Below are 20,581 nucleotides of genomic sequence, written 5' to 3' on the forward strand. Positions count from 1 at the left end.
AAAAGGATTTACATGGTTGAGAAAATAATTGAATTCTGCGCAAACAATCGATTTATCGTGTTGCTATTTGTCGTGGGGTTCTCCTTGGGCGGTTGGTGGGGTTTAAAAAATACTCGCATGGATGCTTTGCCTGATATTTCAGATACGCAAGTGATTGTGTATACCACATGGATGGGCAGAGCACCGGATCTGGTGGAAGATCAAGTCACTTACCCCATTGTAACGGCATTGTTATCCGCACCGAACGTTGTAGCAGTTCGCGGTTTTTCTGATTTTGGTTTTTCTTACGTTTATATCATTTTTAAGGACGGAACCGATATTTATTGGGCGCGCTCACGTGTCTTAGAATACATGAGCCAATTGAGTGGAAAACTGCCTGAAGGCGTGACCCCTCAATTAGGCCCTGATGCCACACCAGTCGGTTGGATTTATCAATACGCCTTAGTGGATGAAAGCGGGAAGCATAATCTGGCCGATTTACGCACTTTTCAAGATTGGTATTTAAGTTATTGGTTAAGAGCTATACCTGGTGTATCAGAGGTCGCCACCGTGGGTGGTTTTGTTAAGCAGTATCAAATTAATTTAGATCCCGTCAAAGTACTTTCCTATAAACTTTCTGTACCCCAAATTATTGAAAAAATTCGTATGAGCAATAATGATACTGGTGGGCGTGTCATTGAATTTTCAGGGACAGAGTACATGGTTCGTGGACGAGGCTATATCACGTCGACAGATGATATTGAAAAAATAGCCATTGGTACGAATGCCAATGGGACGCCGATTTTATTACGAGATGTGGCAACCGTGCAGCTAGGCTCAGACATGCGTCGTGGTGTGGTCGATTTAAATGGTCAAGGCGAAACCGTTGGTGGCATCGTCATCATGCGTTTTGGGGAAGACGTTTTGGAAGTGATTGGTCGAATCAAGGATAAGCTCAAAGAATTGGCTACTGCCATTCCAGAAGGAATAAAAATGGTCAATGTGTATGACCGCAGTAATCTGATTCGAGAAGCCATTTCAACGGCCAACTGGAATTTGATTGAAGAACTTGTGGTGGTTGGGTTATTAATCATTGTTTTCTTGGGGCATTTTCGTTCCGCTTTGATTCCAATTATTACTTTGCCGCTTGCTATTTTGATTTCGTTTATTCCCATTTATTTTTTCAATATTGGCCTTAATATCATGTCCATTGGCGGCATCATTGTGGCGGTTGGGGATATGGTGGATGCGGCCATTATCATGGTCGATAACGCACACAAACGGTTAGCCGATTGGGAAGCAAAAGGAAGTCCCGGCGATCGCAACAAAGTGTTGATTGATTCAGCGAAAGAAGTAGGCCCTGCCATTTTTGCATCATTAGTGGTTATTGCCATATCGTTTATGCCGGTTTTTACCCTGGAGGCCCAAGAAGGACGGTTATTCTCACCCTTGGCCTATACAAAAAATTTAGCCATTTTTATGAGTGCTTTGCTGGCCATTACTTTAATCCCCATGTTATTACCTATTTTGGTGCGTGGGCGTATCATCCCCGAGCAAAAACATCCCATTACCCGCGTGATGCAAAAAATGTACGCACCAGTTTTGAAATTAGCACTGCATTACCGTGGTGTTGTAGTAGCGATTGCTGTGGTAGCAGCATTAGCCACGGTTCCCCTCTATAAACTCATTGGCTCAGAATTCATGCCGCCTCTGTATGAAGGTACGATTTTATATATGCCTGTTACTTTACCTGGCATATCGGTCACACAAGCCACAGAACTGCTCCAGGAAATGGATAAGAAATTAAAATCATTCCCGGAAGTGGCTTATGTGTTTGGAAAAACGGGACGGGCTAATACGTCAACCGATCCTTCTCCTTTTAGCATGATGGAAGTGATTGTTGAACTTAAGCCTAAGAAATTTTGGCGCAAAAGCGTGACCTATGAAAGCCTGGTCGCTGAGATGGACAAAGCCTTGCAATTTCCCGGTGTGAGCAATGCCTGGACTATGCCCATTAAAGCGCGTAATGACATGCTCACCACAGGAATTCGAACCGCTGTAGGGATTAAAGTTTTTGGTCCTGACATTAAAAAAATTGAAGCCATTGGCAAAGAAATCGAAATGGTAGCCAAAGAAGTACCGGGGACAAGTACGGTGTATGCGGAACGGGTGGCTGGAGGGTATTTTCTTGATTTTGACATCCATCGAGACGAGCTTGCGCGCTATGGTTTAACCATTATGGATGTCAATCGTATCATCGAATCAGCCGTGGGTGGTGAAAACATAGCGACCACAATTGAAGGCCGTGAACGTTATCCTGTTAATGTGCGTTATTTGCGAGAATTACGCGATGATCCGGATAAGATCAATCGTATTTTAGTGAAAACACCCAGTGGTGCTGAAATACCTATTGCTCAATTGGTGACTTTAACCTTTCGTTCAGGTCCTGCCATGGTTCGCGATGAGAATGCGATGTTAGCAGGTTATGTGTTCATTGATATTAGCGGACGAGACATTGGAAGCTACGTGGAAGAGTTAAAGCAAGTGGTCAAGGCAAAAGTCACATTACCCCCGGGCTACACGCTTGCCTGGTCAGGTCAATACGAATTCATGCAACGCGTGTATGAACGACTTAAAATTTTTGTACCACTCACCTTAGCCATTATTTTTATTTTGTTTTACTTTACCTTCCGCACCATCACTGAGACATTGATGGTGATGCTAGGTGTACCCTTTGCTCTACTTGGCGGATTTTTGCTGCTCCTTCTATTAGGGTACAACATGAGTATCGCGGTCTGGGTTGGGATGATTGCACTTGCTGGAGTGGCTGCTGAAACGAGTGCGGTGATGCTCGCTTACCTTGATTCTGATTACAACGAGCAAAAAGAAAAAGGATTACTCAAAACCTTGCCGGACTTGATTCAAACGGTGCAGCAATGCGCCGTATCGCGTATTCGCCCTATGGCGATGGCAGGGCTTGCGAATATACTGGGTTTGTTACCGGTGATGTGGGCGACAGGTATTGGTGCTGATGTGATGAAACGCCTCGCGGCTCCCATGGTGGGTGGGATTTTTTCAGCACTATTGCTGACTTTAATTGTGATTCCCGTGGTTTATGTGATGTGGCGCTGGCAAGTGGATTTGAAAAAACAAGGAAGTCTAATGGAGGCAAGATGAAATTAACGTTCTTAGGGGCAACCCAAACCGTTACTGGTTCAAAATACCTTTTGACCATCGATTCTAAAAAAATTCTCATCGATTGTGGTCTTTTTCAAGGGTATAAAGAATTACGATTACGTAACTGGGCTTCATTGCCTATTGACCCGCGCGATATTGATGCTGTGATTATCACTCATGCGCATATTGACCACACCGGTTATTTGCCCCTATTAGTAAAAAATGGATTTCAAGGAAAAATCTATGCAACACCCGGCACAAAAGCATTGTGTGCTATTTTATTACCGGATAGTGGTCATCTTCAGGAAGAAGAAGCACGATTAGCCAATAAATATGGTTTCTCGAAACATAAGCCAGCGCTTCCTCTTTATACCGAAAAAGACGCGAGAACGGCATTAAAACATTTTGAAACCGTTGATTTTAATGCGCCGCACCAATTATTTAATGGATTTAGCTTCGAATTTCATCGTGCAGGACACATCGTGGGTGCCGCGATGATCAAAATAAAAACAAGCAAGTGTTCCCTTTTGTTTAGCGGGGATGTTGGTCGACCTTATGATCCGGTCATGAAGGCACCAACCCCCATTCAAGAAGCGGATTATCTGATCATGGAATCCACTTATGGCGACCGATTGCATGATGCAACTGATCCGTTGCCGCAAATGGGGCAAGTGATTAATACAACCATCAAACGAGGGGGTTCTGTCGTCATTCCAGCCTTTGCCGTAGGGCGTGCGCAAAGTCTTCTTTATTTTATTTATCAACTGAAACAAAAAGGAGAGATTCACAAAGACGTTCCAGTGTTTTTAGACAGCCCAATGGCCATCAATGCGACCCATTTGCTCTGCACTTATAAAGAGGATCATCGTTTAAATGAGGAACAATGCCATGGCTTATGTAACGCAGCTACTTATATCAATACCCCTGAGGAGTCAAAAGAACTCGATCGTCATAAAATGCCTCAAATCATTATAGCCGCCAGTGGGATGGCCCAAGGTGGTCGTATTGTGCATCATTTGAAAGCCTTTGCCCCTGATCCTAAGAGCACCCTTCTTTTTACCGGCTTTCAAGCAGGAGGCACTCGTGGTGCCAGGATTGTCAATGGGGAACGTGAGGTCAAAATTCATGGTAGTATGATTCCTATACGTGCCAAGGTCGTTGTCATGAGCAGTACTTCTGCGCATGCCGATTATCAGGAGCTGTTAGGTTGGCTAAAGCACTTTATTCGGCCACCCAAAAAAGTCTTTATCACTCATGGTGAACCTCACAGTGCACAATCGCTCAAAGACAAGATTGAACAGCAATTTGGTTTCACCTGCATGATTCCTTCTTACCAGCATGTGGAGGATTTGTCGTGACAAAAGAAGTGGGTCATGCCTTGCGTTTAAAATATTTAGGCATCAAGACGTATCATGAAGCCATTATTTACATGCGAGAGGATTGTCATGTGTGTCATGCAGAAGGCTTTGAAGTGCAGACACGTATTCAAGTGACCCTTGGAAAACGCTCCATTATCGCAACGCTTAATGTCGTTACCTCAGAGCTGCTTAAGCCCGGGGAAGCCAGCTTGTCACACTATGCCTGGGATTCTTTAAATGCTAAAGAAGGGGATGAAATCCAATTATCCCATCCTAAACCTCTGGAATCATTAAGTTATGTGCATACGAAGATTTATGGTAATGAACTCTCTTTTAAACAAATCAAAGCCATCGTGGATGACGTTTTAAGTGGTCGTCTTTCTGATTTGCAAATTTCTGCTTTTTTAGCGGCCAGTGCCGCAGAACGTTTAAGCAATACTGAAATCATGAAACTTACAAAAGCCATGATTGACAGTGGCGATCGCTTATCCTGGTCATCTCCTTTGATTGTAGACAAGCATTGTGTTGGTGGTTTGCCAGGAAATCGCACCACCCTTGTTGTGGTTCCCATTGTAGCTGCTTTTGGGTTAACTATCCCAAAAACCTCTTCACGGGCAATTACTTCTCCAGCAGGTACTGCAGATACAATGGAAACTTTAGCACCGGTGTCACTGAGCCCAAAGGCTATGTGTCACGTGGTTGAAAAGGAAAACGGTTGTATCGTTTGGGGAGGTGCTGTGAGCTTAAGCCCTGCCGATGATGTGCTTATTCGGGTGGAGCGTGCTCTTGAGTTAGATAGTGAAGGTCAATTGGTCGCCTCAATCCTTTCTAAAAAAATTGCTACAGGAGCAACCCATGCCGTTATTGATATTCCAGTGGGACCTACCGCAAAAGTCAGGAATAAGTCCAGGGCTTTACTTCTTAAGCAATCCCTTGAAGAAGTAGGAAAACAGTTAGGCCTTGTGGTCCATACTTTAATTACTGATGGCGCACAACCGATAGGAAATGGTATTGGCCCTTCCCTGGAAGCACGCGATGTGTTGGCGGTATTACAAGGATTGCTTCATGCCCCAAAGGATTTGCGCGAAAAATCATTAACTCTTGCAGGAGCAGTACTGGAATTTTCATCAACAGTACAACCTGGCTCAGGTCAATCGATAGCCAAACAATTATTAGATAGCGGCGAAGCGTTTAAAAAATTTCAGGCGATTTGTGAGGCACAAGGAGGCATGCGGGAATTGACGGCGGCACGTTTTACTAACCCTATTGGTGCTGAGAAAGCAGGTAAAGTATCTCTCATTGACAATCGAATGCTCGCAAAAATTGCCAAGCTTGCAGGGGCCCCTAAGTCTAAATCAGCAGGGGTTGATTTGCATGTTCATATTGGCGACCAAGTTGAAAAAGGACAGCCTTTGTTCACCATCCATTCAGAGTCTTCAGGAGAGATGACTTATGCTCGCGATTTTATTCGCGATAAACAAAATACCATTGTTCTGGGAGAGAAGCCTTGAAGCCCATTTTATTTTCATTATTTGATGCTTCAGAAATCAGTAGACACTTAAAAAAAGCGCTTCAAGTGGAGGTGGGTGATGCCACGTTGCATCGTTTTCCAGACACGGAGTGGTACGTAAAAATTAATTCGGAAGTTAAAAATCACAGCCTCATTGTAGTGGATAGCTTAAACCGACCCGATGAAAAAATACTACCTTTGTTGTTTTTTGCTAAAACAGCCAAAGAATTAGGAGCTAAAAAAATTGGTTTGATTGCCCCTTATCTTCCGTATTTACGTCAAGATAAACGTTTTCATCAGGGTGAAGGGATTACCTCGCGTTATTTTGCTGAGTTACTCTCTACTTCATTTGATTGGCTCATAACCATTGACCCCCATTTGCATCGTTATAACTCTTTAGATGAAGTCTACTCCATTCCTACTTTTGTCTTACATGCTACTTCAAATATAGCGAGATGGATTAAGGCTCATGTTATTAAACCAGTGCTTATAGGCCCTGATATGGAAAGTGAGCAATGGGTTGCCGACATTGCAGAAAAGGGCGATTTTCCCTATGTGATTTTGGAAAAAAAGAGACGGGGTGATAAAGAGGTGGCTATTTCAGTACCCAATATTCCGAAGCTTCACTCCTCTACCCCAGTATTAGTCGATGACATCATCTCCACGGCCAGAACCATGGTGGAAACGGTGAAGCATTTGCAAGATTTAGGGGTTAAGTCAGTGACTTGCATTGGTGTGCATGCGCTTTTTGCAGAAGATGCCTATTCCCTATTATCGGAAATGGAAGGTATGCAAATCATTACTTGTAACACGGTAAATCATATAACCAATGCCATTGATGTGAGTGATTTGGTTGTGGATGAGTTAGTAAAACACAATTTGGTAAAGGCTTTAAAAGGATAAGTGGACCAACATTTATTTTCAAGGAGTATCAGATGTCAATTTTTAAAATAACTATGGCATTTATTGTTTTTATTGGGTTAGTTGGGGCAACACTCTTTTTGAGCTCCTGTGATGGGTTGAGAAAGCATAGTTCACAGGAGGTTGATGGAGGCTATGGGGGACACGGTGCTGGTGGCCACGGTGGCCATGGCGGTGGGCATTGAAACGTGTTCTCTGCTTAAGTGAAACTACTAATACGAATAGGTGATCAATGAAACACGACCATCATCAACAAAAGCATACAAATACTGGAAAAGAGGACGCTTGTTGTCATCAGGAACATAGAGTACAGAAGTCACGCAATGCTTCCTCCAAAACAGAGGGTGTAATCATCTATACTTGCCCCATGCATCCTGAAGTACGTCAGACTAATCCCGGGATTTGCCCTCTTTGTGGTATGGCCTTAGAGCCGGAAACAGTGACAGCCGAAGAAGAAACAAATCCTGAATACCTCGATATGAGGCGTCGATTTTGGATGGCAGTAATTCTTACTTTACCTGTTGTGGTATTGGAGATGGGCGGACATTTGTTGCAAAACTTTATATCTGCCAGTGTTTCAAACTGGATTCAACTGCTATTTGCTACACCTGTTGTGTTTTGGTGTGGTTGGCCATTTTTTCAACGTGGCTGGCAAACTCTTAAAACACGTCAATTGAATATGTTTACTCTAATAGCTATGGGTATTGGGGTAGCATGGGTTTATAGTATGGTGGCAGTACTTCTGCCCGGGGTATTTCCCATGACTTTTCGAAGTCCAGAAGGGGTAGTCGCTGTGTATTTTGAAGCCGCAGCTGTTATTACGACCCTTGTCTTATTAGGACAAGTGCTGGAATTAAAAGCAAGAGAGCAGACAGGCAGTGCTATCCGTGCTTTATTGAAATTAGCACCTGACAGTGCGCATCGTATAAAAGAAGATGAGAGTGAAGAGGAAGTATCTCTGGATAAGATTAATGTTGGCGATTTGCTGCGTGTTCGCCCTGGTGAAAAGATACCGGTAGATGGTGAGGTACAGGAAGGCCGAAGTTTTGTAGATGAATCTATGGTGACTGGAGAACCTATTCCGGTTACTAAAGAAGCAGGTGCTAAAGTTATTGGTGCGACAATTAACCAGACGGGTAGTTTTGTTATGAAAGCACTTCACGTTGGTAGTGACACCATGCTTTCACGTATTGTTCAGATGGTGAGTGATGCTCAACGAAGCCGCGCCCCTATTCAACGTTTAGCAGATACTGTATCTGGATGGTTTGTGCCTGCCGTGATTTTAATTGCCATGCTTTCTTTTATTTTGTGGGCATTGTTGGGGCCGCAACCATCACTTAGCTATGGCTTAATTGCTGCTGTATCTGTATTAATCATCGCTTGTCCCTGTGCCTTGGGCTTGGCAACTCCGATGTCTATCATGGTAGGAGTAGGGAAAGGTGCTCAGACTGGTGTATTGATTAAAAACGCGGAAGCGCTTGAGCGAATGGAAAAGGTGAACACGCTTGTTGTAGATAAAACAGGAACACTCACTGAAGGGCACCCCAAATTGACGCAGATTGTATCTGATCAAGGCTTAAATGAGGAAGAGGCATTAGCGCTAGCGGCATCACTTGAACATCAAAGCGAACATCCGCTTGCCAAAGCCATCGTGAGGGCTGCAAAGGAAAAACAGTTGGCTCTTGAACCAGTCCAAAATTTTGACGCCCCAACTGGGAAAGGAGTAGTGGGTAAAGTAAATGGTCATCGTGTTGCCATTGGTAATATCAAATTAATGCAAGAGCATGGGAACGATAATACTTCTCTTTTTACAAAAGCAGATGCGCTCCGTGCCAAAGGTGCCTCTGTGATGTTTATGGCTATCGATGATAAAACAGTAGCCCTTTTGGTAGTGGAAGATCCAATTAAATCAACAACCCCTGAAACCATCCACTCACTTCAACAAAGTGGCATTGAAATTTACATGCTGACAGGGGATAGTAAAAAAACAGCAGAAGCTGTGGCAGGTACACTTGGCATAAAAAAGGTAGTGGCTGAAATCATGCCTGAGGATAAAAGCCGTATTATAAGTGAATTAAAGGATAAAGGACTCACTGTTGCAATGGCAGGAGATGGGGTGAATGACGCACCGGCACTGGCACGAGCTGATATTGGTATTGCCATGGGAACAGGGACTGATGTGGCTATTGAGAGTGCTGGTATTACATTATTGCATGGGGATTTGCGTGGTATTGTCAAGGCTCGTCGTTTATCAGAAGGGACCATGAGTAATATACGCCAGAATCTCTTCTTTGCTTTTATTTATAACATCTTGGGTGTACCTTTGGCTGCAGGAATCTTGTATCCATTCACAGGCTTACTATTAAGTCCAATCATCGCTGCACTTGCTATGGCGCTTTCTTCTGTATCCGTTATTATCAATGCGCTGAGGCTACGGCGGATAACACTGTGAAGAATGTAATTTGGCAAAGAAGATAAAAAGTTGAATTAAAGATAGATGCTAATACTGGTAAAATCACTCACGAATAAAATATTGATTAAACGTCCATTACACACAAAAAACAATACTGTTATCGTGCACCATTCATAGGGCATGGCTATGGAATGTCATTGAAAAATAAGCGAAACTAGAAAGATAGTGATGAGCATTAAAATCTCTATTAATTAACGTTGACTTAACCTAAATACTTAAATATTTTTGGCAGGAGGTATCTATTTATGTGCCATATACGCTCATTAAAAACAAGTCTTTTTTTCATTCTCTTATTCGTTATCTCTTTATGCTCTTCTTGTGCGTCGGTCGACTCCAAAGAAAGCCAAAATAAAGAGCCAAGAAAAGGACGATTTGGAGGTTACCATCCCCATGTGCACGGTCCTGGGCGCCATTAAAGTGAATTTAACCAAAATTTATTGAATCCAGAGAGACGTGTTTTCTTCATGGATACACTAATGGTTTTTTGAAATCATGTTACTTTGATCATAAGCTCTATATCAAAACCAAAGAAATGGCCTTTATCGGCATTTATAGCAAAGGGGGCGTGTCGTCTACCCCAATAATCAATGGTTTGGCCTCCACTATACTGGCCAACACGAGAAATACATCACCTAAAAAAAGAATCCGCATCGAATCATCACCTGGATAGAGCTGTTAATTATTCACTGCATAAAAGAAATTCAATGATTCCAGTGAATTATTAAGCTAATTTTTGCCATTCTATAGGGTACAGAGGGTATTCTCTTAAAGCAAATCAGGATACACTAAATAAGTGATACTGGGCATGGTATTTTTTAAAAGGTGAGGGATGCGTTACATCGGTTTAGCCATTATTCTATTAATACACTTCCTTTGTAATGAAGTGATGGCTGCTGCTCCACTAACGTTTAAGCAAGCATTAGATATTGCTTACCGAAATAACCCTGAATTGCAAGCAGAAATCGATAGAGCCCAAGCGATGCGCGGGGTTTTTATTCAAAGCGGTCTTTATCCCAATCCGCAATTAACTTTAACTGCCGAAAATTTTGGTGGTTCAGGTAGTTATAGTAGTTATGAAGCAGCAGAAACAACTTTTTCCGCCACTCAACCCATTCCTTTGGGGCATCGCCTTCAGTATCTAAAAAAAGCAACTTATGCGGATTACTTAGCATCTCTTGCCCAGATTAAAGTGCAAAAGGCCACCCTGTATGTGGCGGTTGGGGTAGCTTACGTGGACGCGCTGTATGCGGAGCAATGGCATCGCGTGACGAAAAAACTAATTCGACTGAATCTAGACATTGTGGCAGCCATTGAACGACGGGTTAAGGCAGGTGCTGGGTCTGAATTGGACTTGCGATTAGCCCAAATACGGTTGGGTGAGGCTCGAATTCAGGAAAATAAAGCGGCACGTGACGCGTTGTTCCAACGAGCCAAACTGGCTCGGTCATTAGGTGACGGGCTAAGAATAGATAGACCCTTGGTGGATAAGGGCTTGCCGGGCATTTCACTTAATTGGCCCAAATTATTAAAACACTTACCTCAAAGCCCGCAGCTCCTGCAAATGCAACTGCAATTGCAAGCCAAGCGTGCGACGATTACGGCAGTAAAAAAGTCCGTTTGGCCGGATTTAAACATACAACTCGGTGGCCGTCATTTTTCTGATGACGGCAGTAATGCTGCCGTGATGTCCGCTTTTGCGGAAGTGCCAGTTTACAATAGAAATCAAGGCAAAATCCTGACTGCAGAGGCGCAATACACGCAAACGTCCCATGACTTTCAAGGAACGCGACTTGATGTGCGTCAAAATGTGTACAATGCCTTTTTACAAGCCCAGCAAAGTCACTATGAAGCGAGTTTAGTCACCGATTCACTATTACCTTTAGCACGTAAATCAATAACACTCGCGCAAGAGGGTTATCAAATGGGGCGTTACACGTATATTGAGTTATTCACAGCACTCAATACCTTGTATGAAGAAGAGCGTCATTACCAGCAAGCCCATGCGGATTATCATAAAGCACTAATTCAGCTGGTAGGGCTTTTAGGATTAAATCCTGTTAAGGAGAGTCAATGAAATTTCTAAAGTTATTCATTCTCCCGATTCCATTACTGATTCTTTTATTTGGTTTAAGTTCCTTTTCATTATGGGCAAGTGGAGATACTCATGCGGTTGAGGAAAACAATCACCAAGACACCATGGAAAAAGGGCCCAATGGGGGACGTTTGCTAAAAGAAGGGAACATAGCCCTTGAGCTGTTAATATTTGAACGAGGGATGCCTCCTCATTTTCGTGCTTATCTTTATCAAAATGGAGAGTTGATTTCACCCGATAAGGCCCATTTAACGGTTCAATTGCTCCGCTTCAATGACAAAAAAGAAGAGATTACCTTTATTCCTGTTGAGCATTTTTTACAAAGCAATCAAGTGATTCGAGAACCTCATTCTTTTGATGTGACGGTGCAATTAGAGCTTAATGGAACACGTTACAATTGGCGTTACTCAAGCTATGAAGGTCGCGTAAAAATAGTATCAGGCATTCTAAAAGCGGCTGACATTCAAATTGCTACAGCTCAGAGCCAAACCATTAAGACCCAATTAAAGGTGGTCGGAAAAATTGTTCCTAATCGCGACACCCTAACTCCTATTTATGCACGCTATTCGGGCATCATTAAATCAATGACTAAAAATCTCGGTGATGAAGTCACTAAAGGAGACGTATTAGTCACCATTGAAAGCAATGAGAGTTTGCAAAACTACAGCATTACTGCCCCAATGACTGGGACTATTGTGCAAAAATATGCAACGAATGGCGAGTTGGCTCAAAACACCAAACCCATTTATGAGGTGGCCAATTTAGCCACGGTGTGGGCCGATTTTACCTTGTATCGCAAAGAGTCCCCTCTTGTGAAGCAAGGGATGGAAGTGACTGTCACGGGCGATGAAGGACAACCAAAGTCCACCAGCACGATTTCTTACATTGCACCTTTAGGCATCGAAGACAGTCAAACCACGTTAGCACGTGCGGTTTTATCTAACGAACCACGAGTCTGGTTACCAGGAATGTATGTGAATGCGGCCATTACCATTAAAGAAAAAAAAGTACCAGTGGCGGTCCTTCTTTCGGCCATCCAGCGCATGGATAAACAAGAGGTGGTTTTTGTCCAGCAAGGGGATTATTTTGAAGCGACACCCGTTACTTTAGGTGAAAAAGACGACCAATGGGCAGAAGTGGTGTCAGGGCTTGATGCTGGCCAGCGTTATGTCAGTAAAAACAGCTTTTTTATGAAGGCTGAGTTAGGCAAGGAAGGCGCGAGCCATGAGCACTAAGGATTGAGATGCTTGAAAAAATTATTCGCTTTTCTCTAAAACATCGTTGGTTTGTTCTTTTATTCACCTTGGTGATTGCAGCGCTCGGCGTCTACAACTTTCAACGTTTGCCCATTGATGCCGTTCCTGATATTACCAACGTGCAAGTGCAAATTAATACTCAAGCTTCAGGCTATTCGCCCTTTGAGGTGGAGCAACGCATTACTTTTCCTATTGAGTTAGCGATGAGTGGGCTACCTAATCTCGATTATACGCGTTCTTTGTCGCGTTATGGGTTATCGCAAGTCACGGTGGTCTTTAAAGACGGCACGAATATTTATTTTGCGCGTCAGTTAATTAATGAACGTTTGCAAGAGGTTAGGGATAAACTACCGCCCGAAGCGGAAACCACTCTAGGCCCCATATCGACAGGTCTTGGTGAGATTTTTATGTATACTGTCACCAATAAACCTAATGTGCCTGTGTCCCAGCGTTACAATCCCACTGAACTTCGTACCATTCAGGATTGGATTATTAAGCCTCAACTACGAAATGTGGAAGGCGTTGCGGAGGTCAATACCATTGGTGGTTATGAAAAGCAATTTCATATTACGCCCGATCCCATGAAACTGGTTCGCTATCGTTTAAGTTTGAACGATGTGGTAGAAGCGCTTACGCGCAATAATGCCAATGTGGGCGCAGGTTACATTGAAACCAATGGGGAGCAAAACTTAATTCGCGTGCCCGGTCAAGTAAAAAATATTCCGGACATTGAAAATATTGTGATTGCCAGTTTTGAAGGCACACCGGTTCGTATCCGTGATGTGGCAGATGTTGCTTTAGGTAAAGAGTTGCGTACAGGCGCTGCAACAGAGAACAGTAAAGAAGTGGTTTTAGGCACGGTGTTTATGTTGATGGGAGAAAACAGCCGAACCGTTTCTGAGCGCGTGGCCGCCAAAATGAAAGACATTAACAAATCCTTGCCTCAAGGTGTTGAAGCAGTCACGGTGTATAATCGAACCTTGCTGGTGAATGCCACGATTAATACGGTGAAGAACAATCTTCTTGAAGGCGCCTTATTAGTTTGTGTCATTTTATTTTTATTTTTGGGAAATATTAGGGCCGCCCTTATTACGGCGATGGTCATTCCTTTATCCATGTTACTCACCATCACCGGCATGGTGAGTAATCAAATCAGTGCCAATTTAATGAGTTTAGGAGCACTTGATTTTGGTTTGATTGTGGATGGTGCGGTCATTATCGTTGAAAACTGCATTAAACATTTAGGTGAGCAACAGCATGCACTGCAGCGAGTTTTAAATCTGGAAGAGCGCTTAAAAGTGATTGCCTATGCGACCACCGAAGTCATAAGGCCCAGCATCTTTGGCGTGTTCATTATTACGGTGGTTTATTTGCCGATTTTAACGTTAACGGGTGTGGAAGGAAAAATGTTTTTACCGATGGCTCAAACCGTCATCATCGCCTTGTTGGCCTCCATGCTTTTTGCATTGACGTTTATTCCTGCAGCCGTTGCAATTTTTCTTCGAGGACGTGTCCAGGAAAAAGAAAATTGGCTCGTGCATCACCTGTCAAAAGTCTATGCTAAAGTGTTACGCCGTAGTTTTCATGCAAGGCGATGGGTCATTAGTGCGGCAGTGGTTTTAGTGGTCATCAGTTTGCTCCTTGCTTATCGCTTAGGTGGGGAATTTATTCCAAGCCTGGATGAAGGCGATATTGCGATGCATGCGATGCGCATTCCAGGCACCAGTTTGACTCAAGCCCTGGCCATGCAAGATTTGGTGGAAGAACGGGTGCGGCAATTTCCTGAAGTCAAAAACGTGTTTGCAAAACTTGGAACGGCAGAGGTAGCCACCGATCCCATGCCACCGAACGTGGCAGATACTTTTATTATCTTAAAACCTCGAAAAGAGTGGCCCAATCCCAAAAAAACCAAGCAAGAGTTAGTGCAGGAAATTGAACAGGCGGTACAACAAATTCCTGGTAATAATTATGAGTTTACCCAGCCGATTCAAATGCGTTTTAATGAACTTATTTCTGGGGTGCGAAGCGATGTGGCGGTGAAGGTATTCGGCGATGACATGGATACCTTGCTAGAAATAGCTGAATCGATAAGTGCGCAATTAAAAAAGGTACCCGGGGCTGCAGATGTCAAGGTCGAGCAAGTCAGTGGCTTGCCGCTTTTAACCATTGCGATTAATCGCGATATGCTCGCCCGTTACGGTTTACAAATAGGTAGTGTGCAAGATGCGATTGTGATTGCTACAGGCGGCAAAAAAGGTGGGGAGCTTTTTGAGGGAGATAAACGTTTTGATTTAATTGTACGCCTACCTGAATCATTGCGCTCCGATCCGAATGTATTACGACAAATCTTTATTCCTTTGCCTCCTGCTAAAGACGGTGAGCGCCATTTCATTCCTCTGAATGAAGTGGCGAAAATGGTGAGAAGCGAGAGCCCTAATCAAATCAGTCGCGAAAGCGGTAAACGTCGCGTGGTCGTCAGTGCGAACGTAAGAAATCGTGATTTAAGTTCGTTTGTCAATGAGGCCAAACAACGCATTGAGCAAAATGTCAAAATACCCAGTGGGTATTGGATAACCTGGGGTGGGCAATTTGAACAATTGCAATCGGCCTCTCAACGACTACAAATTGTAGTGCCTATTACCTTATTGGGCATTTTCCTACTGCTGTTTATGAGCTTTGGTAGAGTAAGAGATGCGCTTTTGGTGTTTAGCGGCATTCCTTTAGCATTAACAGGCGGTGTACTCGCCTTATGGTTACGGGGGATCCCCTTATCCATTTCCGCGGGAGTCGGGTTTATTGCCTTATCAGGAGTTGCGGTGCTAAACGGCTTGGTAATGATTACTTTTATCAATAAACTACACGAGCAAAAAAAAATGTATTTAAAAGACGCGGTATTGCAAGGCTCACTGGCGCGTCTTCGTCCGGTATTAATGACAGCCTTAGTGGCTTCTTTGGGCTTTGTACCAATGGCATTAGCGACCGGTACAGGCTCTGAAGTGCAACGGCCTTTAGCCACGGTGGTGATTGGCGGTATTATTTCTTCGACTTTCCTGACTTTGTTGGTATTGCCTGGTTTGTATTATGTGTTTCATGAGCGACGTAAAAAGCCATTGATGAAGAAATCAGGCGAGGAAACCTAATTTATGCTGAGAGATACACAGTTTGTAATATCTGAGTGTTTTAGAGTTAATAATTAGAATTATCTTAGTAATTTATAAAAAATCGAGGATTAAAAAATGGAACATATTAAATATGGATTTGGAAAAAAAGTATTATATTCTTTTGACGATACAGTAAAAAAAGTTACAGAAGGGCTTCAAAAAGAAGGATTTGGAGTCCTGACCACTATAGATGTATCAGCAACGCTGAAAAAAAAGTTAAATCAAGATATGCCTCCTTATCAAATTCTTGGTGCATGCAATCCTCAATTTGCTCATCATGCTTTAGCTAAGGAACCCTCTATAGGTTTGCTTCTACCTTGTAATGTAGTCGTACGTCAAGATAACCTTGGCAACGTATATGTTGAATTTATGGATCCTAAAGCAGTATTGGAATTAGTCAGCAATTCGGAGATAAATCATATTGCTCTTGAAGTGAAGGAACGACTCGAGAGAGTATTGAGTGCAATGTAATCAATAAATTACCTCACTAAGAAAATAAACACTGCTTAGATACGTCATTGCAGTCAATGTGGGAAATCATTATGACAACACCTTTAACCTTAACGACCTTTTTTGTTGCAGGGCTTGATTGTCCTGCTGAAGAGCAATTAATTAGGCGACAATTACAAACAATTCCGGAAATCGAAAAGATGGATTTTAACTTCATTGCCGAAGAAGTGACGATTCATCATCGTTTAAATACGATTGAGCCACTCCAGAGACAAATTGAAGCATTGGGCATGAGTGTTCGCACCAAAAGCAGCACTAAAAGTGATAGCCCAAAAGAGGCCAATGATTTTTCTTGGTGGTGGCTTGCTGTAGCTGGATTGTTGGCTCTTTTCTCGGAAGTGCTCTCCTATTTATTTGGGACCGAGAAGTCAGTTTGGGTAGCGGCATTGGCATTAGTGGCTATGGCCATAAGTGGACCGCCTACCTTCAAAAAGGGTTGGCTTGCTCTGCGCACGAAAGCCTTGAATATCAACAGCTTGATGATGATTGCAATAACAGGTGCCATACTCATCGGCGAATGGCCGGAAGCGGCGATGGTCACCGTGTTATTTGCATTGGCTGAGCGTATTGAACGCTACTCATTGGATAAAGCACGATTAGCCATTCGAAGCCTGATGCAGATTGCACCGGATGAAGCAACCGTCAAAACGACGGAAGGAAAATGGCAAAAATTAGCGGTCGAGAACATCAAGTCAGGTGCAATTATCCTGGTTAAGCCAGGTGAGCGGATTGCCTTGGACGGCGTTATTGTGAGTGGCCAAAGTAGCGTTAATCAAGCGCCCATTACTGGTGAGTCGATGCCTGTGAGCAAACAAACAGGAGACAGTGTGTTTGCCGGTACGCTCAATGAGCGAGGCTCCTTTGAAGTGAAGGTGACCAAAGAATCAGGCGATACCCTGTTGGCTAAAATTGGCAAAGCAATAGAACAAGCACAAGCAGAGCGGGCACCAACCCAGCGATTTGTTGATGAGTTCGCCAAATATTACACGCCAATCATGGTGCTCATTGCAGTAGCCGTTGCTCTGATTCCACCAATTGCATTGGGGTATCCTTTTTATGATTGGCTGTATAAGGCACTCACCTTGCTTGTAATCGCTTGCCCTTGTGCGTTGGTTATTTCAACGCCTGTGACCGTAGTAAGTGGCTTGGCAGCGGCAGCTCATCACGGACTTCTTATCAAGGGCGGAAGTTATTTAGAAATCGGCTATCAGTTAAAACTCATTGCGCTGGATAAAACGGGAACACTGACTGAAGGAAAGCCGGTGGTCACGGATTTTATTGCCTATGAAAGCACGCAAACCAAAGGTGATTTACTGCTCTTGGCAGCCAGTTTAGACAGTCACTCCGAACATCCTGTTGCCCACGCTTTGGTCGAATACTGGCGAGAAGAACAACCAACGGGGTCGTTATTGACGGTGAGTCGGTTTGAAGCAATTCCTGGTCGGGGCGTCATGGGGAGCGTCAATAATGAGCAGTATTTTGTTGGGAATCATCAGCTGGCTGAAGACAATGGGGTGTGTAATTCCGGTATCGAAAAACAACTTGCTCAGTTAGAGCAAGAAGGAAAGACCACAGTTATTTTAAGTAATGACACAACCGTGTTGGCTATTTTTGCAGTAGCGGATACCCTTCGTTCAACCAGCCAATTAGCCATCCAATCCTTGCATCAACGTGGCATCAAAACAGCCATGTTAACTGGAGATAATGCCGTCACCGCTGCCGCTATTGCCAAAGAGGTGGGAATTGATGAAGTCAATGCCAATATCTTGCCTACAGAGAAGCTGAATGCCATGAACGCCCTGTTGGCTCATTACCACACCGTGGGTATGGTTGGTGATGGCATTAATGATGCCCCTGCACTTGCAAAGGCAACGATTAGTTTCGCGATGGGAAAAGGGACTGATACCGCACTTGAAACAGCGGATGTGGCCCTGATGAACGATAATTTAGCGATGCTGTCTTTTTTTATCGATTTAAGTCATAAAACAGCTCGGGTGCTACGTCAAAATATCAGTTTATCGATTGCTATCAAGGTTGTTTTTTTCATCTTGGCTTTGGCTGGGTTGGCGACACTTTGGATGGCGGTTTTTGCCGATATGGGAGCAAGTCTCATTGTTGTTGCGAATGGTTTGCGATTGTTGAATTTTCAAAATAAAAACACCAGTTAAAATGGTAAGAGGTTGTTTCCTATCATGCCTCTGGAGAGATTCATTTAGGGTTTCGTTAAGCAGGACATCATAGGATTCAGTATGTTATGATGACCGATGCAACGATTTTTATTTGTGGAAATGGAGATGTAAATGAACCCTATCGGATTTAAAACAATTTTTGTTTTTATTGGCTTACTCATTTTAGGATGCGGTTTAATGTCTTGTAATAAAACAACCCCTGCCGAGACTCATCCTGAAGGAGCTTATGAGGGTGGTTTTGGTGGTGATGGTGGCCATATACACCAAAATGGATAACAAGGGATTTTATAATCTACTCAGGGATGAATAATGGAACTCAATGCATGGTTTATAGGCGTTTTGGGTGTATTTGTTATTCTGTTAATTGGCCTCATGTTTCTCTTTAGAAAAAAGAGGCATTTGCGATTTGTCATCGCCCTATTCATTTTCCTCATCTTAGGAGCGATTTTTTTGCATGGTGTTTCCTTTACGTTGCATTAGAGTGTGTGGCAGGGATTTTTAATTAAAAAATGGATGCACGGTACCGTAATAAGGATGTGTATGAGGCGGATGCTATTACTGTTTTTATTTTTAACGGGATTATAATCATTTATCTCAATGAAAAATAAAATGAAGCAGTTTTTCTAGAGATAAGGAAAGGATTAAAATGGCCTTGTAACAGATGGCCTTATGTTTAAAATTTATTTTACCGATGAAGGGTAACCTTACATTACTCGTTGCCTCAGTTAAATCAGATACCTGTGCATGGAATTGTTTGGTTACATGGACCGTTATATCTGGTTTATAAATGGCTTGCCGGAATACAAGGCCAAACCGATTCTGATAAAAAGACGTTTGGATTTATCGATCATCAAATACACCAAGCCTTGTGGAGATTGGTTCATCGTAGACGCCCGAGAAAAAGTACAGCATGGAGGGAAAAGAAGTACTTTCGCTCTCAGGGTGCACGAGATTGGATATTTACTGCGAGAAACCCAAATAAAGATAGCAAAAGCACCTATATGGATTTATTTTTAATGAGTTCTGTTGCTATTAGAAGACATACCAAAATAAGGGTAGAGGCAACACCCTATGTTCCAGCCTATACAGAATATTTTAAGAAGCGCCAGCGCTACTTGAAACTATAGCGGCTAGAAACAAGGGATAAAGCATCAACCTCCTTATTATCATCAAATGAAGTAGACTGGATGGTTGGGTCAACCAAAGTTGGCCTTGCGAAGGCTTGAGCGGAGTGCGGCTAAAGTCGCATGCTCCGTTCTTATGGGACGGGGCTACAGTAATGTAGTCCTGTTACCAGATAGGACCCTGGATTTTTTAATAATTTATCTGCAGGTCATCATTTTCAAATAATGGAGTTTGCTTAATTTCTAAATTTCTTTGTTGTAATTGGTCAATTTTCACATAGGGACAATAATATGCATTAGCTATTACGGAATGGATATTAATAGTTGTTAAGTTTTTTGATCCCCTTACATATCTCTTATGAAATTCCCTTGGTGTATGTGTTACAAGAACGATAACATTTGCTCCTAACTTCGCGCCTTCATTTTTTAAAAAATTATTATCATCTTTTTCTAGATCTTTTAAAGAGGAGCGGATATCCATAACTTCATGTACATTTGGATTTTTAATAATCCCTAAGAAACGGCAATTTCCTGTAGGATAGGAAAAATACAAGTTAACATTTTTCGCATCTTCATTTACTTGACGTAATCCTCCACAGCCCGAATTCAAAAGAAGAATCATAAAGCTAATTATTAAATAAACAATTTTCATATCTATAATTCCTTTTATTTAGCGTGCTTTTAACATACCCATATAAGACTATTACTTACTTTGATTACGAATAAAAGTATTAATTGTAAAAATATAAAATTAATGTCGCTTTCAATTGAGTAAAATAAATTCACCATTTTGCATAGTGATGGCTAAGATGCATACCTGATTTGCGAGCT

The 20,581-nt window shown here is 42.7% G+C and carries 14 protein-coding genes; 13 read left to right on the forward strand and 1 reads right to left on the reverse strand.

Translation table 11 applies throughout. From position 1 onward, the window contains the following. Nucleotides 1-12: 12 nt before the first annotated feature. The 13 genes from Ljam_RS07580 (at nucleotide 13) to Ljam_RS14940 (ending at nucleotide 19,753) form a co-directional block, all read left to right on the forward strand. Entirely contained in the window at nucleotides 13-3,156 is a 3,144-nt protein-coding gene (locus Ljam_RS07580; RefSeq protein ID WP_010652852.1) for an efflux RND transporter permease subunit, read from the forward strand. Further along, on the forward strand, nucleotides 3,153-4,514 hold the full coding sequence (locus Ljam_RS07585; RefSeq protein ID WP_014842606.1) for an MBL fold metallo-hydrolase RNA specificity domain-containing protein: 1,362 nt from the start codon (nucleotides 3,153-3,155) through the stop codon (nucleotides 4,512-4,514). The genes Ljam_RS07580 and Ljam_RS07585 overlap by 4 nt, the downstream gene beginning before the upstream one ends. Next, on the forward strand, nucleotides 4,511-6,025 hold the full coding sequence (locus Ljam_RS07590) for a thymidine phosphorylase family protein (protein WP_014842607.1): 1,515 nt from the start codon (nucleotides 4,511-4,513) through the stop codon (nucleotides 6,023-6,025). Before Ljam_RS07585 ends, Ljam_RS07590 begins: the two co-directional genes overlap by 4 nt. Continuing rightward, nucleotides 6,022-6,927, forward strand: a complete 906-nt coding sequence (locus Ljam_RS07595; RefSeq protein ID WP_014842608.1) for a ribose-phosphate pyrophosphokinase — start codon at nucleotides 6,022-6,024, stop codon at nucleotides 6,925-6,927. The genes Ljam_RS07590 and Ljam_RS07595 overlap by 4 nt, the downstream gene beginning before the upstream one ends. A gap of 32 nt (nucleotides 6,928-6,959) precedes the next feature. After that, on the forward strand, nucleotides 6,960-7,130 hold the full coding sequence (locus Ljam_RS15365) for a hypothetical protein (RefSeq protein ID WP_014842609.1): 171 nt from the start codon (nucleotides 6,960-6,962) through the stop codon (nucleotides 7,128-7,130). Between the two features lie 47 nt (nucleotides 7,131-7,177). Then, nucleotides 7,178-9,397: a copper-transporting P-type ATPase gene (locus tag Ljam_RS07600; protein ID WP_014842610.1), complete on the forward strand. Its 2,220-nt coding sequence runs from the start codon at nucleotides 7,178-7,180 to the stop codon at nucleotides 9,395-9,397. Between the two features lie 850 nt (nucleotides 9,398-10,247). Continuing rightward, on the forward strand, nucleotides 10,248-11,492 hold the full coding sequence (locus tag Ljam_RS07605) for a TolC family protein (RefSeq protein WP_014842611.1): 1,245 nt from the start codon (nucleotides 10,248-10,250) through the stop codon (nucleotides 11,490-11,492). Next, nucleotides 11,489-12,745, forward strand: a complete 1,257-nt coding sequence (locus Ljam_RS07610) for an efflux RND transporter periplasmic adaptor subunit (protein WP_014842612.1) — start codon at nucleotides 11,489-11,491, stop codon at nucleotides 12,743-12,745. The genes Ljam_RS07605 and Ljam_RS07610 overlap by 4 nt, the downstream gene beginning before the upstream one ends. An 8-nt stretch (nucleotides 12,746-12,753) precedes the next feature. Continuing rightward, a complete protein-coding gene (locus tag Ljam_RS07615; protein WP_014842613.1) occupies nucleotides 12,754-15,906 on the forward strand; it encodes an efflux RND transporter permease subunit in 3,153 nt (1,050 codons plus the stop codon). A 96-nt stretch (nucleotides 15,907-16,002) separates the two neighbouring features. Then, on the forward strand, nucleotides 16,003-16,398 hold the full coding sequence (locus Ljam_RS07620) for a DUF302 domain-containing protein (protein ID WP_014842614.1): 396 nt from the start codon (nucleotides 16,003-16,005) through the stop codon (nucleotides 16,396-16,398). A 71-nt stretch (nucleotides 16,399-16,469) separates the two neighbouring features. Next, nucleotides 16,470-18,605: a heavy metal translocating P-type ATPase gene (locus Ljam_RS07625; protein ID WP_014842615.1), complete on the forward strand. Its 2,136-nt coding sequence runs from the start codon at nucleotides 16,470-16,472 to the stop codon at nucleotides 18,603-18,605. Between the two features lie 132 nt (nucleotides 18,606-18,737). Further along, nucleotides 18,738-18,902, forward strand: coding sequence for a hypothetical protein (locus tag Ljam_RS15370; RefSeq protein ID WP_014842616.1), 165 nt, complete (start codon nucleotides 18,738-18,740; stop codon nucleotides 18,900-18,902). 464 nt (nucleotides 18,903-19,366) lie between these two features. After that, nucleotides 19,367-19,753 carry a group II intron maturase-specific domain-containing protein gene (locus Ljam_RS14940; RefSeq protein ID WP_061393961.1) on the forward strand — a complete coding sequence of 129 codons (387 nt, stop codon included), beginning with the start codon at nucleotides 19,367-19,369 and terminating at the stop codon, nucleotides 19,751-19,753. 187 nt (nucleotides 19,754-19,940) lie between these two features. Here the strand turns inward: Ljam_RS14940 and Ljam_RS07635 are convergent, their stop codons facing one another. After that, nucleotides 19,941-20,402: a DUF4156 domain-containing protein gene (locus Ljam_RS07635; RefSeq protein ID WP_014842618.1), complete on the reverse strand. Its 462-nt coding sequence runs from the start codon at nucleotides 20,400-20,402 to the stop codon at nucleotides 19,941-19,943. Nucleotides 20,403-20,581: the final 179 nt, after the last annotated feature.

Source organism: Legionella jamestowniensis, from assembly GCF_001467745.1.
In the GTDB taxonomy this organism is placed as follows: domain Bacteria; phylum Pseudomonadota; class Gammaproteobacteria; order Legionellales; family Legionellaceae; genus Tatlockia; species Tatlockia jamestowniensis.